11 protein-coding genes are annotated in these 15135 nt (G+C 72.7%); 8 read left to right on the top strand and 3 right to left on the bottom strand.

All coding sequences use genetic code 11. The annotated features are described in order from the left end of the window. The first annotated feature begins 2 nt into the window (after positions 1-2). The 6 genes from H9I38_RS07085 (at position 3) to H9I38_RS07060 (ending at position 8655) form a co-directional block, all read left to right on the top strand. Positions 3-932: a hypothetical protein gene (locus H9I38_RS07085; RefSeq protein WP_226338060.1), complete on the top strand. Its 930-nt coding sequence runs from the start codon at positions 3-5 to the stop codon at positions 930-932. Beyond that, a complete protein-coding gene (gene eccCa / locus H9I38_RS07080; RefSeq protein ID WP_226338059.1) occupies positions 929-4975 on the top strand; it encodes a type VII secretion protein EccCa in 4047 nt (1348 codons plus the stop codon). The genes H9I38_RS07085 and eccCa overlap by 4 nt, the downstream gene beginning before the upstream one ends. Next, complete coding sequence (locus H9I38_RS07075; RefSeq protein ID WP_226338058.1) at positions 4968-5399, top strand: hypothetical protein; 432 nt, start codon at positions 4968-4970, stop codon at positions 5397-5399. The genes eccCa and H9I38_RS07075 overlap by 8 nt, the downstream gene beginning before the upstream one ends. Before the next feature lie 2 nt (positions 5400-5401). Further along, positions 5402-6508, top strand: a complete 1107-nt coding sequence (locus tag H9I38_RS07070) for a DUF6177 family protein (protein WP_226338057.1) — start codon at positions 5402-5404, stop codon at positions 6506-6508. 675 nt (positions 6509-7183) lie between these two features. Continuing rightward, the gene (locus H9I38_RS07065) at positions 7184-8125 is read left to right on the top strand and encodes an SDR family oxidoreductase (protein ID WP_319002214.1); all 942 of its coding nucleotides are present in this window, start codon (positions 7184-7186) and stop codon (positions 8123-8125) included. A gap of 8 nt (positions 8126-8133) precedes the next feature. Next, positions 8134-8655: a GNAT family N-acetyltransferase gene (locus H9I38_RS07060; RefSeq protein WP_226338056.1), complete on the top strand. Its 522-nt coding sequence runs from the start codon at positions 8134-8136 to the stop codon at positions 8653-8655. A gap of 217 nt (positions 8656-8872) precedes the next feature. Here H9I38_RS07060 and H9I38_RS07055 read toward each other — a convergent pair whose 3' ends face one another. From H9I38_RS07055 to H9I38_RS07040, 3 genes are all read right to left on the bottom strand, one after another. Next, entirely contained in the window at positions 8873-9757 is an 885-nt protein-coding gene (locus tag H9I38_RS07055; RefSeq protein ID WP_226338055.1) for a hypothetical protein, read from the bottom strand. 328 nt (positions 9758-10085) lie between these two features. Continuing rightward, entirely contained in the window at positions 10086-11276 is a 1191-nt protein-coding gene (locus H9I38_RS10960) for a GNAT family N-acetyltransferase (protein WP_319002213.1), read from the bottom strand. Positions 11277-11452: 176 nt separating this feature from the next. Further along, a complete protein-coding gene (locus tag H9I38_RS07040) occupies positions 11453-12376 on the bottom strand; it encodes a LysR family transcriptional regulator (RefSeq protein ID WP_226338054.1) in 924 nt (307 codons plus the stop codon). 159 nt (positions 12377-12535) lie between these two features. Here H9I38_RS07040 and mmsB point away from each other — a divergent pair, with 159 nt between their 5' ends. Together mmsB and H9I38_RS07030 are read left to right on the top strand one after the other, a co-directional pair. Then, a complete protein-coding gene (gene mmsB, locus H9I38_RS07035; RefSeq protein ID WP_226338053.1) occupies positions 12536-13465 on the top strand; it encodes a 3-hydroxyisobutyrate dehydrogenase in 930 nt (309 codons plus the stop codon). Between the two features lie 55 nt (positions 13466-13520). After that, positions 13521-15002, top strand: a complete 1482-nt coding sequence (locus H9I38_RS07030) for a CoA-acylating methylmalonate-semialdehyde dehydrogenase (RefSeq protein ID WP_226338052.1) — start codon at positions 13521-13523, stop codon at positions 15000-15002. Positions 15003-15135: the final 133 nt, after the last annotated feature.

Below are 15135 nucleotides of genomic sequence, written 5' to 3'. Positions count from 1 at the left end.
CGATGTCGTCACGACGAGCCGGTGACCGCTCCTACCTCCGGGGCAGCGCGACCTCACTCGCGGAGGCGGACGAGTCCCGCTGGGCCCGTTACGGCCGCCTGGCCCTCACCGCGGGGCGCAGCGCCATCCAGGACGCCTACCCCTCCGAGCTCGCGCGCACAGTCCAGGGCGCGCAGCAGCCGGTCTCCACGGGCCGCCGGATCGCCGTGGTCTCGGCGGGCGGCGGGACGGGCGCGTCCACCGCGGCCTCCCTCATGGCCCTCGCCCTCGCCGAGGTCCGCCGGGACGCCGTGGGGCTCGTGGACGTGGAGAGCCTGCGCTCGGGCCTCGCGCCCAGCCTCCTCGAGACCGCGCACGGCGGCCCGCGGGCAAGCCTCGGCGCCCTGAGCGTCGCCGCCCCCTCCGGCCGCTCCGAGTTCCTCGCGGCGCTCTCGGGGAAGGAGGGGCGGCCCGTCGTCGTCGGCGCCAGCGGGTACGAGAAGCCGCTCGACGAGCGCGGCGCCGCGACCCTCGTGGCCGAGTTCTCCCGCCACTGCGCGGTGACCCTCGTCGAGTGCCCGGCGGGGATCGACGACGAGCGGACCCGCGCCGTCCTGCGCCGCGCCCACGCGGCGGTCCTCGTGGCGGACCTGAGCGAGTCCGGCTTCCGGGACGCCCAGGCGCTCCTCGACGCGATGCGGGAGCAGGGGTTCGACCTCCCCGTGCTGCTCCTCGGCAACGAGCGCAGCTCCGGCCGGCCCGCGGTCCTCCGCCGCGCCCGGCGCACGGCCCGCGAGTCCGGCGTGGCGTTCGAGGGCCTGAGCCACCAGCGCCGGTTCCGCGCGCCGAAGCCCCTTTCCCTCGACGCGCTGCCGGAGCGCGTGCGGCTCGAGGTCTTCCGGATCGCCTCGACGGCGCTGACGCTCGCCCGGACGGGAGCGGCGTCCTCGTGACCTACCGCGTCGTCCACCGCCCGGCCCGCTCCACCCGCCCGCAGAAGGCGGGGGAGCGCGTCTTCCTCGAGCCGCCGCCCGTCCTGGACCAGACGGGAGGCAAGGTCAACCTCCTCACGATCGTGCCGCTGCTCGGCGCGGCCACCTCGATGACCGTCATGATGCTCTTCCGCGGCTCCCCGTTCGCGGCCGTGGGCGCCATCATGATGGTGGTCACCGTCATCGCCTCGATCCTGCTCCTCTTCACGCAGCGCGGAAAGGCCCGGCGCGAGCGGCAGGCCAAGCGGGACGCCTACCTCGAGTACCTCGACGACAAGCGCCGCGAGTTCACGGAGGAGGACGCCCGGCTGCGCGCCGGCGCGCGGGTCAACAGCCCCGAGTTCGAGCTGCTGCCGAACATCGTCCGGGACCCCGCCCGCCTCTGGGAGCGGCGCCGCGGCCACAGCGACTTCCTCCGCCTCCGCCTCGGCGTGGGGGACCGCCCGGTCCGGGACCTCGAGATCCGCACGGAGGCCCACTCGATCGAGCGGCCGGACTACTTCCTCGCGGGCGAGGCCGAGCAGGTCCGCCGCCGCTACAGCCTCTCGCCGGGCGTGCCCTGCGAGTTCCCGTTCCGCTTCCTCGGCGAGGCCACGGTCATCGGGTCCCGCGAGGCCACGGCGCCGCTCGCGCGCCAGATCATCAGCCGCGCCGCCGTTCTCCACTCCCCGGAGGACCTCTACCTCGCGCTCGTGGTTCCGGAGGCCCGCCGGCACGAGTGGGAGTGGGCCGCGTCCCTCCCGCACGTCAGCGCCCAGGACCGCCCCTCGGCGCTCGGCCCGCTCAAGCGCGTGTACACCAGCCGGGAGGAGATGGCCGCGGACCTGCGGGGCGAGCTCCTCAAGCGGGCGAAGCTCGCGGCCGAGGTGCGCAAGAACAGCCGGGACCTGGACCTGGACACGCTGCTGCCCGCGATGCTCGTCGTCGACCTCTCCGAGGAGGGCCCCGCCGCGGCCCTCGCCTCCCCGGACGCCCTCCTCTCCGTTGCGGACCTGGGGGTCACGTGCGTGCGCTTTCTCGAGGAGCGCCTCCACGAGCCGGACCGGATCGCGGCCCGCCTCACGGTCCGGGACCCCGAGGACGGCGAGCGCGCCTCCGCCCGCTGCGAGGACCTGCGGGACGAGGAGTCCCACCCGGACCCCGTCGAGTTCGCGCTCGAGGACGTCACCCTCGCGCAGGCCCAGGCCCTCGGCCGCCTCCTCGCGCCGCTGCGCCTCGCCCCGGACTCGCTCGAGCACAACGAGAGCGTCAACTCCGAGCGCTTCACCGAGATGCTGCGCCTCCACGAGCTCAACCGCGAGGAGATCGAGCGGAACTGGGGCTCCGGCTCCGACGCGGACTTCCTCCGCATCCCCCTGGGGCCCGACGACGGCGGCAAGCCGCTCCTGCTCGACCTCAAGGAGTCGGCCCAGCTCGGCATGGGCCCGCACGGCCTCTGCGTGGGTGCCACGGGCTCCGGAAAGTCGGAGCTGCTGCGCACGATCGTGCTCGCGCTCATGACCACGCACTCGCCGGAGCGGCTCAACATGGTGCTCGTGGACTTCAAGGGCGGCGCCACGTTCGCGCCGTTCGAGGGGGCGCCGCACGTCAACGGCATCATCACCAACCTCTCCGAGGAGACCTCGCTCATCGACCGCGTGCACGACTCGCTCGCGGGCGAGATCCTGCGCCGCCAGGAGGTCCTCAAGGCCGCGGGCAACATCGCCAACGTCACGGACTACGAGCTGCACCGCCGCGAGGCTCTCGCCCGCGGCGAGGAGTGGGCGCCGCTGCCGCACCTGCTCGTCATCATCGACGAGTTCGGCGAGCTCCTCACCGCGCAGCCGGACTTCATCGACCTCTTCCTCTCCATCGGCCGCATCGGCCGCTCGATCGGCGTGCACCTCATGCTCTCGAGCCAGCGCATCGAGTCCGGCAAGCTGCGCGGGCTCGACACGTACCTCTCCTACCGGCTCGGCCTGCGCACCCTCTCCGAGTCCGAGTCCCGCACCGTCCTGGAGACCCCGGACGCCTTCCACCTCCCCGCCATCCCGGGCTACGGCTACCTCAAGGTGGACACGACCGTCTACGACCGCTTCAAGGCCGGCTTCGTCTCCGGCCCGCTGCCGTCCAGGGCTGAGGAGGAGGCCGAGGACCGGGCGGACCGCTCCCTCGGCGTGATCGAGGCCCCCTTCGGGATGGGGGAGCAGGAGGCCGTCGTCGCCCGCGCCGTCGAGGACCGGACCGCCCAGGAGGACGAGGAGCCGAAGGGGAGCGAGCGCACCACCGGCGAGACCGTCATGAGCCGCCTTGTGGACGTGCTCCGCGAGTTCCCGCGCGCCACGAGCGAGATCTGGCTGCCGCCGCTGCCGAACGCGCTCGCGCTGGACGCCGTGCTCGGCGAGCCGCAGGTCACCGCCGAGGGGTTCGCCGCCCCGACGGGCGGCGCCCTGCGCATCCCCGTGGGCCTGCTCGACGACCCCTCCAAGCAGTGGCAGGGCCAGTGGGACATCGACTTGACGCGCGCCGGCGGCAACGCGGCCCTCATCGGCGGCCCGCAGACGGGCAAGTCGACGGCGCTGCGCACGCTCGCGCTCTCCGCGGCCCTGACCCACTCGCCGTCCGAGCTGGCGCTCTACGGCGTGGACCTCAAGGGCAGCGCCCTGCTCACGCTCGAGCAGCTGCCGCACGTGGGCGGCATCGGGGTGCGCACCGTGCGGGAGAACGTCCGCCGCACGGTGGAGGAGGTCCAGGCGATGCTCGTCCACCGCGAGGAGGTCTTCGAGCGCCACGGCCTCGACTCCCTCGAGACGATGCGAGAGCTGCACCGCCGCGGCGAGATCCCGGAGCTGCCGGTGGCGGACATCGTCCTGCTCATCGACGGCTACGGGCAGATCGCGGACGAGTTCGAGGAGATCGAGAAGCCGGTCCACGAGATCCTCGCCCGCGGATCGGGGTACGGCGTGCACGTCGTCGCCACAGCCACCCGCTGGAACGAGATCCGGATCGCCCAGCAGTCCTTCTTCGGCAACAAGGTCGAGTTCCGCATGACCGAGCCGTCCGAGTCCGTGTTCGGCAAGAAGAAGGGCGAGGCCGTGCCCGTGGGCCGCCCCGGCCGGGCGCTCCAGGACGACTCGCTCATCGGCCACTTCGCGCTGCCCCGCATGGACGGGGAGGCCGGCGCGGAGGGGCTCGCCGAGGCGTTCTCCGCGATCAGCCGCGAGCTCTCGGAGCACACGGACGCGTCCTGCGTGGCGCCCGTCCGCGTCCTGCCGCCGGCCCTGCCGTTCGAGCGGCTCGCCCCCGCACCCCGCGAGGGCGTGCTCCAGCTCGGGCTCGTGGAGCACGACTTCTCCACGCAGTTCGTCAGCCTCTTCGGGCGGGACCGCCACGTGCTCGTCATGGGCGATTCCCAGAGCGGCAAGACCAACCTGGTCCGCAGCCTCCTGCGCCAGCTCGTCGAGGGGGCGGACCCGGACGAGATCGTCGTCGCGCTCTTCGACCCGCGGCAGGAGCTCGACGGCGCGGTGCCAGAGGAGTTCCTCGGCGGCCACGCGAAGAGCTCCATGCTCGCGCAGAGCCTCGCGGCGTCCATCGCCCAGGAGCTGGAGAGCCGGGTCCCGAAGGACCCCACGGCGTCCGGTCCCGCCGTCGTGCCGAAGCCGAGGATCGTCCTGGTGCTCGACGACTACGACGTCCTCACCTCCGGCGGCACGAGCCCGCTCGCGGTGATCGCGCCGTTCATCTCGATGGCGAGCGAGATCGGCCTGCACGTCATCATGACCCGGAAGGTCGCCGGCGCCTCGCGCGGCATGTTCGAGTCCGTGACCGCGGCCGTTCGCGAGTCCGGGGCCGCCACGTTCCTCATGGACGGCGACCGCACCGAGGGCGCGCTCGTCAACGGCATCCGCGCCCGCCACTTCCCGCCGGGACGGGGCCTGTTCATCCAGGGCGGCCGCGCGCCGAAGACCGTCCAGGCCGCCTACGACCCCTCCCTCGACAAGGACGAAGAGGACTATGAGTAGCCGCTACACCGTCATCTCCCTGAACGAGCCGGACCCGGCGGCGCTCGCCTGGGCCGTCGCGGACATCAACCCGGACTTCTACCTCGTCATCAACCCGGAGAAGGAGCAGTGGGAGGTGTACGACACCGACGACACCACCCTCCTCTTCCTCGTCGACACCCCGTACTACGTGCAGGTGCCCGGGGAGATCGAACGGCTCTTCGGCTCGACGGCGGGGTTCGACTTCGAGCCCATCGGCGGCGAGCCGCCCGCGTACTGGATGGACGTCAGCGCGGTGCGCGGCAGCGAGCGGGCCGAGTCGGCAGCGGCGAAGTTCTCGCAGCTCTGCGCCCACCTCGGGCTCGGGACGGCCGTGGAGCACGGGCCCGTCTTCACCCATCTCGGCGACGCGGACGAGCTTCTTCGTCCGGAGTGGAGGGACTGACCATGAGCGAGCTCAACGGAACCGGCCGCGGCGGGCCGGGCGGCGGGAACGGCGTCGTCGGCGGCAACGCCGGCGGAGGCGGCGGCATCCCGGTGCCCAGCATGACGATGGGCGGCGGCGACCCCGTGGCCCACAGCATCGTCCTGCGCTCGGACGCGCCCCTCGTGGGCCACACGCAGTGGCTCTCGAAGGCGCTGAGCGAGGCGAAGTCCAGCGGACGCGGGTTCGTGCTGCTCACGCCGAACACCACCAAGATCACCCGCACCCTCTCGCGCCTCCTGAGCGAGGTCGGAGCCGGGTGGATCGTCGAGGACGGCCGCGGCGGATGGTTCGTCGGCGAGACCGGCCAGCGCGTCTCGCGCCGCCCGGACGGCGTCTTCGAGGGCGAGGACGGCGTCTCCGACCTCTACGCCCGCGAGGGGCTCGCGCAGGACCGCGGCGGCGTCTTCCTCCGCGCCGAGGTCCTCCGCCCCCGGAGGATCACGACGACGGTCGGGCATCTCGCCGAAGCCGTCTGCACCGAGCTGACCGGCTCGGCGCCCCTCGGCTGGGGCGTGCAGGAGCCCGTCACGCAGCCGTGGTCCGTCAAGGACATCAGCAGCACCTACTCCCGAGAGAAGGCCGCGGGCCACTACCTGCACTTCGTCGGGCCGCTGGGGGAGCGGCGCCTGACCGGCTCCCTCGAGATCCAGAAGCCGCGCAACGGCGTGGTGGAGCACGTCGAGGCGGCCCTCGAGCGGACCGACCCGCTCACCTTCGACGAGAAGGCCTCGATCACCCGCATGCTCCACGCCCAGTCCGTGCGATGGGGGACCGCGTTCCAGCTCGTCGGCGGGGACCCTGGCGTCATCTCGCCGTTCTACACGGGGGCGCCGGTGCCGGCCGCGGCCGTGTTCGGGCCCGAGGCGCTCAAGGGGCACAACCCGTCCGAGGTGGTCTCGTTCGCGCGGCACCTCGGGGCGGAGTGGTGCGACATGATCGGCGACAAGCCCAAGCGCGCCAGCCTGGCCATGGTCCTCGCGGACAGCCCGTCCGAGTCGCGCCGCCACCCGGTTGAGATCCTCGACGAGGTCACGTCCCGCCTCGTCGGCTCCCGCCCGCGGGCGTAGGGGGTGCCTGGGGCGTAGCGGGCGTCGGGGCACTCCTGGGGCCGCGCCCGGGGCCGCGCCCGGGGCCGCGCCCGGGGCCGCGCCACACCCGCTTTTGCGCGCTCCTCGCGGCCACACCCGCTTCCGTGCCCCCGCCCCGCGATCCACACCCGTTTCTGCTCGCCTCGGGTGTCCACGGCCTCGTCTGGGCCCCGGCCGCGCTCGTTTCTGCTCGTTTCGGGCGTCCCCAGCCGCGTCTGGGCCCGGCTGCACCCGCTTTCGTGCGCTCCTCGCGACCACACCCGTTTTTTGGTGAATACACCCGGAATCGAGCGCGTTTTTGAGCGATTTCGGGTGTGGCTGTTCTGCACCCGTTTTCGCGCGGCCCGAGCTTCTGCCGGCGCGGCCTACAGCTGGGGTCGCACCCGTTTTCACGGGGGTTCGGGCTGGCCGGCCTCGTCTTGGCCCGCGCCGCACCCGTTTTCGCGCGCTCTGCGCCCAACACCAGCCGCGCCCCGCGCATCCCCCCCCCGGCCCCGGCCCGCCGGCCAGGCGGCGTGTCCGGTCTGGTGCGGCCGCCGTCGTCGTCTTCCTCACAGACCCCCTAGGCAGGCGCGCCGCCTCCCGCTAGGTTGGATCGCGCATGGGCTGATACAAAGCCCGCCCATCGCAACGGATACCGCGAGAATACTGAGGATGACTGATATGACAAACGAGAACACCCCCGCCCCCGTCGGCCGCGACCGCGAGGACCAGCTGAGCTTCGGCAACCCCGTCACCCAGTTCGAGTCGATGAGCGCGCCGGAGCAGCACCAGGAGGAGCCGGGCCTCGACGTCGAGCTCACGCCGTTCCCGGACCGCGGCGAGGAGAGCTACCGCGGCACGGGCCGCCTGAAGGGCCGCCGCGCGCTCGTCACGGGCGGCGACTCGGGGATCGGCGCCGCCGTGGCCATCGCGTTCGCGCGCGAGGGGGCCGACGTCGCCATCACCTACCTCCCCCAGGAGGAGCGGGACGCGCAGGAGATCAAGCGGCTCATCGAGGCGGAGGGCCGCACGGCGGTGCTCGTCCCCGGCGACCTCACCGACCGCGAGTTCAGCCGCACCCTGCCCGGCAAGGCGGTGGCGGGTCTCGGCGGCTTGGACATCCTCGTCAACAACGCGGGCAAGCAGATCAGCGTGCCCTCGCTGCAGGAGCTCACGGACGAGCAGGTGGAGGAGACGTTCGACGTCAACATCCTCGCCATGTTCCGCGTGACCCGTGCGGCGCTCGAGCACCTGCCGGCCGGCTCGTCGATCATCAACACGACGAGCGTCCAGGCCTACAGCCCCTCCGGCCACCTGCTCGACTACGCCACCACCAAGGGCGCCATCAACGCCTTCACCAAGGGCCTCGCCGAGCAGCTCGCGCCGAAGGGCGTCCGCGTCAACGCCGTGGCCCCCGGCCCGATCTGGAGCGTCCTCCAGGTCACCGACGGCCAGCCCAAGGAGAAGCTGCCGAAGTTCGGCAAGGACACGTGGCTCGGCCGCGCCGGACAGCCGGTGGAGCTCGCGCCCGCGTACGTCTTCCTCGCGTCCAGCGAGTCCAGCTACGTCGTGGGCGAGACCCTCAACGTCAACGGCGGCCAGCAGACCCCGTAGGAGAGACCGTGCCCCCCGAGCTTCCGCTCCGGACGGATCGCCTCACCCTGCGCCTCCATGCGCTCGACGACGACGCCGCCCTCCTCGACTACTACTCCCGCCCGCAGGTGGCCCGCTACCTGTTGGACGAGCCGTGGGACGAGTCCACCGCCCGCACCCGGATCCGCCAGCATGCGGCGAAGGACGGGCTGGACGGGCCGATGGGGGCGCTCGCCGTCGTCGTCGAGCTGGAGGGGCGCGTGGTGGGGGACGTGACCGTCTGGCGGACGGACCGGCTGCACCGGCGCGCGGAGATCGGGTGGGTGTTCTCGCCGGACGTCGCGGGCCGGGGTGTGGCGGCCGAGGCCTGCCGGGCTCTCATCCCGCACCTGTTCAAGGACCACGGGCTCCAGCGGATCGAGGCGCAGATGGACGAGCGGAACACCGCCTCCGCGCGCCTGGCCGAGCGGCTCGGCATGACGCGGGAGGCGGCGTTCCGCGAGAACTGGTGGAACAGGGCGAGTGGACCAGCACGCTCGTCTACGGGCTGACGCGGGGCGACGTCCTGCGCTGGCCCGAGTGGGCGGCCCTGGGCTGAGGGCTGCCCTGGTCTGAGCGCGGCCCCATGCCCTTGCGCACCCGCTCCGCACGCTTGTGCACCCTCTCCACGCCCTTGTACACCCGCCCTACACGCTTGTACACCCTCTGGTGTCAGGATTCAGGCCGAAAACTGACACCAGAGGGTGCACAAGGATGTCGGGGCTGCGCCTAGCGGTAGACGACCTTGCCGCCCTTGACCGTGAAGGTCACGTAGGCCTCCTGCAGCACCGTGAGCGCCTGCCCGTCCCGGCCGAGAGCGCTCGCGTGGAGCACGTAGCGGCCGTCCTGCAGGCCCGAGAGCACAGCCGGCGTCGACGCGCCCGGACCCATGAGCCCGCTCGACTTCACCGGCGCCGTGCTGCCCGCGCGGCTCAGGGTCCACTGGGAGGCGGCCGCCCCGGCGGGGACCTGCGGGGTGACGACGAGCCGCGCGCCGTTCTGCTGCGCGCTCCAGTTGACCGGGAGCGCGCGGTTGACGGAGCTCTGGCGGACGCTCTTGACCGCCCCGCCCTTGACGGTCACGTAGGCCTCGCCGTAGGCGAAGCCCCAGGTGTTGTCGGGGGCGCTGGCGGTGACGCGCCACTCGCCGTCGGCGAGACGGCCCGGCGCGTGCTGGCTGCCGGCCTTGGGCACGACGGCGTTGTGCGGGTTCCCCGGCATCGGGATCGCCGCGTAGCGGAGCCCGTTCTTCAGGGGCGGGTAGGGGCTCGTCAGGCCGAAGTCCGTGCCCGAGGCGCCGGTCTTGACCGTGGGCGTGAGGCGGTCAGGGAAGCTGATGCGGACGGGGCCCGCGGGCTGCTGCGGCTCGTAGCGGGGCTGGGGCGCCGTGCCGGGCTGCGGGGCGGTCGGCTGGGCCGGCGAAGCCTGGGCCGGTGCCGCGTGGGGCGCCGGGGCCTGGGCCGCCTGCGCCGGGGCTGCGCCGAGGCCGAGGCCCGCCGCTGCGAGCGACGCCGCCACGAGTCCCGCAGCGCCCCTGCGCGCTGGGCTCGACGCACGGGCTGCGGAGGTGCCGAGGCTGCCCGAACGGTTCGCGGTCTGGTGTGCGTGCTTCATTGTGGCTCCCATTCCTTTCGACGCATGAGACTGGGACGTATTCTCAAGTCTTCCGAAGGCGCGGCCCGGTCTGAAGCACAGGAGGGCAACGGTCCGGTCTCAGTCGGATCGCAGTGCGGTCACGCACCGGTCACGAGGGCCTGGGCACTCCCTCAGCGCTGCCCCCTTGCCCCGCCGCGGCGCCTGTGCCTCTTCCTCCCGCGCCCCGTTCACCCGAGCCCCGGCCCCCGAGCCCGGAAAAGTGGCGCGTTTCGTGCAGTTTCAGGCCCGAAAATGCACGAAACGCGCCACTTTTCGGGGAGAGAGAGGGCAGAGGGACAGCCCAGCCTCAGCCCTCCCCGAGCTGCAGCTTGAACCCGGTGTGGCTCTTGGCGAAACCCAGCCGCTCGTAGAACCGGTGCGCGTCGGTCCGCGAGGCGTTCGAGGTCAGCTGCACAGTCTGCGCGCCGCGAGACCGGGCATCCTCCACCGCCCACCGCACGAACGCCGAGCCCAGGCCCCCTCCGCGCAGGGCGCTGTCCACGCGGACCGCCTCGACGGTCACCCGCTCCGCGCCCTGGTGGGAGAGGCCGGGCGTGACGGTCAGCTGCATCGTCCCGGCCAGGCGCGGCGCTCGCGGGCCCGGCAACGGAGAGACCGGCGCACACAGGCCCGGTGCACTCGCGTCCGCCTCCTCGAGGACGGCGAGGTGCTGACGGCCGTCGTCGTCGATGTCCTCGAAAGCGCGAAGGTAGCGGGCGTCCGCCTCCGGATCCCGGCCCCAGGCGGTCTCGCGGTCTGCGCCGAGGCGGTCGTCGAGGAGCAGCCGGACGATCTCCGGGAGGTCCTCCTCGCGCGCCCGCCGCACCCGGTATCGGCGCCCCTCGGCGTCCGCGATCGACGACGGCGAGCGGTACACCACCGCCCTGCGCAGCCGGTGCCCGCGCGGCACGCCCCGGAACACGGCCGAGCTCCACCGCTCCAGGCCGATCGCCCGCATCACGCCCTGGCTCGCCGCGTTGGACTCCGACGTCACCGAGTGCAGCGTCTCCAGCCCAGCCGCCGCGGCCGCGTCCCGCACGGCCCGCGCCGCCTCCGTGGCCAGCCCCCTCCGCCAGCACGACGGCGCCAGCCGCCACCCGATCTCCCAGCCGGCACTGCCCGGGAATCCGGGCTTCATGGGGAGCAGGCCGGTGAAGCCGGTGAATGTCCCGGACGGCGGGGTTCCCCCAGGGCCGGGATCGAGGAGCTCGACGGCGTAGAGCCCTGCGCCGTCGCGCTCCCAGGCCGCCTCGATGCGGTCGGCCAGCGCGTCCGACTCCTCGCGGCTCAGGGTCGCCGGGAAGTGCTCCATGACGCGAGGGTCCGCGTTCAGCGCCGCAAAGGGCTCCCGGTCCTCGGGGCGCCACGGGCGGAGCAGCAGCCGCTCGGTCCGGATCTCGCGGGGGAGGCGCACGGGCGGAGACGCGGTGGGCGCCGTAGAAGAGGGCGGCGTGGAGGAGGGGATGCGGGAGACTGCCGGAGGCTCAGGCGTCGTCATGCGGGCAGTCTACGGGGCGGGGTCTTCCGGCCCCGTCCTGCACCCCAGACCGCCTTCACCCGGAAAAGTGGCGCGTTTCGTGCATTTTCGGGCCCGAAAACGCACGAAACGCGCCACAAACGCCTGGGGGGCCCTGGAGGGGCGGGGGAGGGAAGGGAGGGCAGGCGGCAGCCCCCTCACGCCCCCGCCAGCTCCGCCCGCGCTGCAGCGCGCAGGGCCTCGACCCCCGCTGCCACGAGCGGGGACCGCAGCGCCTCCTGCCGCACCACGGCCCAGTAGCTGAGCACGTACGAGTACTCCTCCGGCAGCACCCGCACCAGCGTCCCGCGCTCCTCGGCGCCCCGGGCCAGGAAGTCCGGCAGGATGCCCACCCCGCCGCCGGCCTCGGTGGCCGCCACGTGCGCGAACACGCTCGTGGACCGCACCCCGCGCCGCGTCCCGGGCAGCTCCTCGGCGGCCATGTCGAGCTCGTCCACCTGCAGCATCGAGTCCACGTAGTAGTTGATGGCCACGCCCGCGAGGTCCTCGCGCCGCCGCGGCGTCCCGTGCGCCGCGAGCCACTCCGGCGAGGCGTACAGCCCCAGGGCGTAGTCCCCGATGTGCTCCGAGACCGCCTTGTGCACGAGCGGCTTGTTCACCACCACCTCGATGTCCACGCCGGACCGGGACTGCCGCACGCGCTGGGTCGCGGAGATGAGCTCCACCTCCACGGCGGGGTGGCGCTCGCGGAGGCGGACGGCGGCGGGGACGCAGATCTGGGTGGTGAACGCCTCGGGCGCGGCGACGCGGAGCATGCCGTGGACGAGCCCGTCGCCGTCGTCGGCCAGCTTCCCCACGGCGGCCTCCACCTCCTCCGCGACGGCGAGCACGCGCGTGCCGAGCGCCGTCGCCTCCCAGCCGTCCTGGGTGCGGGAGAGGAGGCGGCCGCCCACGGCCTTCTCGAGCGCGGCGAGCCGGCGCGAGACCGTGGAGTGGTTGATCCCGAGCGCCTCCCCGGCGGCCGAGTACCGGCCGAGGCGCACGACGGCGAGGAGCGTCATGAGCGAGTCGAGCTGATGGGCGAGCGGGGTCGCGCCCTGGGGTGAGGTGATGTGGGCCATAGGGCCAGTCAACCATGCACAAACGCACAGCGGGTGCGAGAAAACGAACCGATCCGTGCATTGATCCCACACGGAGGCCTTCGTAGTGTGTTCTGCATCACTGCAATTGCCGCGCGAGCGCCGGACAGGGCGCCGCCGCGGCGCGTCAAGGAGGACGGCATGGCACAGATCGCGTTCATCGGGCTCGGGAACATGGGCGGCCCCATGGCCCTCAACCTCGTCAAGGCCGGGCACAGCGTCCGCGGCTTCGACCTCTCGGAGACCGCGAAGGCGCTCGCCAAGGAGGGCGGCGTCGAGGTCGTCGAGTCCATCGCCGAGGCGGTCGAGGGCGCCGAGGCCGTCATCACGAGCCTCCCCAAGGGCGACCACGTCCGCTCCGTCCTGGACGGCCCCGACGGCATCTGGGCCCACGCCCCCAAGACCGCCCTCCTCCTCGACACCTCCACCGTGGACGTCGAGACCTCGCAGTGGTGCCACGACCAGTCCGCCGAGCGCGGCTTCTCCTTCGCGGACACCCCCGTCTCCGGCGGAACGGTGGGCGCCGCGGCCGGCACCCTCGCCGTCATGATCGGAGGCGACGACGACGCCGCGCAGCGCGCCGCCGAGTACGTCAAGCCATTCGCCGGCAACGCGATCGTGGCCGGAGGCCCCACCGCGGGCATCGCCGCCAAGCTCACGAACAACATGATGCTGTTCATCGAGTCCATCGCCGTCAACGAGGGCGCGGTGCTCGCGGACCGGCTCGGGCTCGACCCCAAGGTCTTCTGGGACATCGTCTCCGTGAGCTCGGGCCGCTGCTGGGCGCAGCAGACCTGGTACCCGGTCCCGGGCGTCATCGAGTCCGCCGCCGCGAACAAGAACTTCGACGCGACCTTCCGCGCGGACCTCGCCCTCAAGGACATCACCCTCGCCGTGGACGCCGCGGACAAGCACAGCCTCAACATCCCCGCCGGCAAGCTCGCCAAGGCGCAGTTCGAGCAGCTCGTCGAGGAGGGCTACGGCGACAAGGACTGCATGCTCACCGTGAAGAACGTCAGCCCGGACGGCTCGGCGAAGGGCTGGGACGGCGCCGCGCCGTCGTCGAAGTAGCCCCGGCACCCGCCCCATCCGACACCGCCTCCACCGCATCCAGAAGGAGCACCCTGTGAACGTCATCGAAAGCTATGTCAACGGCCAGCGCGTCGTCCTCGGCGAACGCCGCGGCCCGGTCTTCAACCCGTCGTCCGGCGAGCAGTCCGCCGAGGTGGCGCTCGCGTCCCAGGCGGACGTGCGCCGCGTCGTCGAGCAGGCCGCCGAGGCGCAGAAGGCCTGGCGGAAGACCGGCCTCGTCAAGCGCCAGGCCGTGTTCTTCCGCATCCGCCAGCTCCTCGACGAGCGCAAGCGCGAGCTCGCGGAGATCATCACCGCCGAGCACGGCAAGGCCGTCGACGACGCGGTGGGCGAGGTCCTGCGCGGCCTCGAGGTCGTGGACTTCTGCTCCAGCCTCATGCACCACCTCAAGGGCGAGTTCGCCGAGCAGGTGGCCACGGGCGTGGACGTGACGCAGATCCGGCAGCCGCTCGGCGTGGTCGCGGGCATTACCCCGTTCAACTTCCCGGCGATGGTGCCGCTCTGGATGATCTCGACGGCGATCGCCGCGGGCAACGCCGTGGTCCTCAAGCCGAGCGAGCGCGACCCCTCCGCCCTGCTCTGGATCGCCGAGCTCTTCGCGGAGGCCGGGGTCCCCGAGGGCGTGCTCAACGTGGTCAACGGCGACAAGGAGGCGGTGGACGCCCTCCTCGACGACCCGGACGTCAAGGCCGTCTCCTTCGTGGGCTCCACCCCGATCGCCAAGTACATCTACTCCCGCGCCGCGGAGAACGGCAAGCGGGTCCAGGCGTTCGGCGGCGCGAAGAACCACATGGTGGTCATGCCGGACGCTGACCTCGACATGGCCGCGGACGCCGCCGTCTCCGCCGCGTACGGCTCCTGCGGCGAGCGCTGCATGGCCATCTCCGTGGCCGTGGCCGTGGGCGACATCGCCGACGACCTCGTGGCCAAGATCGCCGAGCGCATCCCCGGGCTCAAGATCGGCGACGGCTTCAAGGACGGCAACGAGATCGGCCCGCTCATCACCAAGGACGCCCTCGAGCGCGTCTCCGGCTACGTGGCCGGGGCCGAGGGGGAGGGCGCCACCGTCGTCGTCGACGGCCGCGAGAAGGAGTTCGCGGAGAAGGGCTTCTTCATCGGCGCGTCCCTCGTGGACCACGTCAAGCCGGGCATGAAGGTGTACGACGACGAGATCTTCGGGCCCGTCCTCTCCGTGGTCCGCGTGGACTCGTATGACGAGGCCGTGGAGCTCATCAACGCCTCCCGCTACGCCAACGGCACCGCGGTGTTCACGCGCGACGGCAAGACCGCCCGCTCGTTCCAGTTCGACATCGAGGTGGGCATGGTGGGCATCAACGTGCCGATCCCGGTGCCGGTGGGCGCGTTCAGCTTCGGCGGCTGGAAGGACTCCCTCTTCGGCGACACGCACATGTACGGCATGGAGGGGTTCAACTTCTACACGCGCCGGAAGGTGGTCTCCACCCGCTGGCCCGAGCCGAGCGAGTCCCAGATCGAGCTGGGCTTCCCGCGGCACTAGGGCGCGGCGCTAGGGGGTCCGGGCGCCTGGGGCCGGTGTCAGGGGCCTAGGGGGTCGGGGCGCCAGGGGCCGGTGTCAGGGGCCTGTCCGGGGCCTGTCCGGGGCGGGCTCGTGAGGCGGGCCCGCCCCGAAT

Origin of the sequence: Arthrobacter sp. UM1, from assembly GCF_020483305.1 — a bacterium.
Taxonomy (GTDB): domain Bacteria; phylum Actinomycetota; class Actinomycetes; order Actinomycetales; family Micrococcaceae; genus Falsarthrobacter.
Note: the sequence above shows the minus strand (reverse complement) of the source record. Positions and strands in the feature narration are given on the sequence as shown.

Bases quoted from the DNA above. Each gene is read 5' to 3' on its own strand.
- H9I38_RS07085 (WP_226338060.1), top strand. From the start codon at position 3: ATGTCGTCACGACGAGCCGGTGACCGCTCCTACCTCCGGGGCAGCGCG.
- H9I38_RS07075 (WP_226338058.1), top strand. From the start codon at position 4,968: ATGAGTAGCCGCTACACCGTCATCTCCCTGAACGAGCCGGACCCGGCG.
- H9I38_RS07070 (WP_226338057.1), top strand. From the start codon at position 5,402: ATGAGCGAGCTCAACGGAACCGGCCGCGGCGGGCCGGGCGGCGGGAAC.
- H9I38_RS07065 (WP_319002214.1), top strand. From the start codon at position 7,184: ATGACTGATATGACAAACGAGAACACCCCCGCCCCCGTCGGCCGCGAC.
- H9I38_RS07055 (WP_226338055.1), bottom strand. From the start codon at position 9,757: ATGAAGCACGCACACCAGACCGCGAACCGTTCGGGCAGCCTCGGCACC.
- H9I38_RS10960 (WP_319002213.1), bottom strand. From the start codon at position 11,276: ATGACGACGCCTGAGCCTCCGGCAGTCTCCCGCATCCCCTCCTCCACG.
- H9I38_RS07040 (WP_226338054.1), bottom strand. From the start codon at position 12,376: ATGGCCCACATCACCTCACCCCAGGGCGCGACCCCGCTCGCCCATCAG.
- mmsB (WP_226338053.1), top strand. From the start codon at position 12,536: ATGGCACAGATCGCGTTCATCGGGCTCGGGAACATGGGCGGCCCCATG.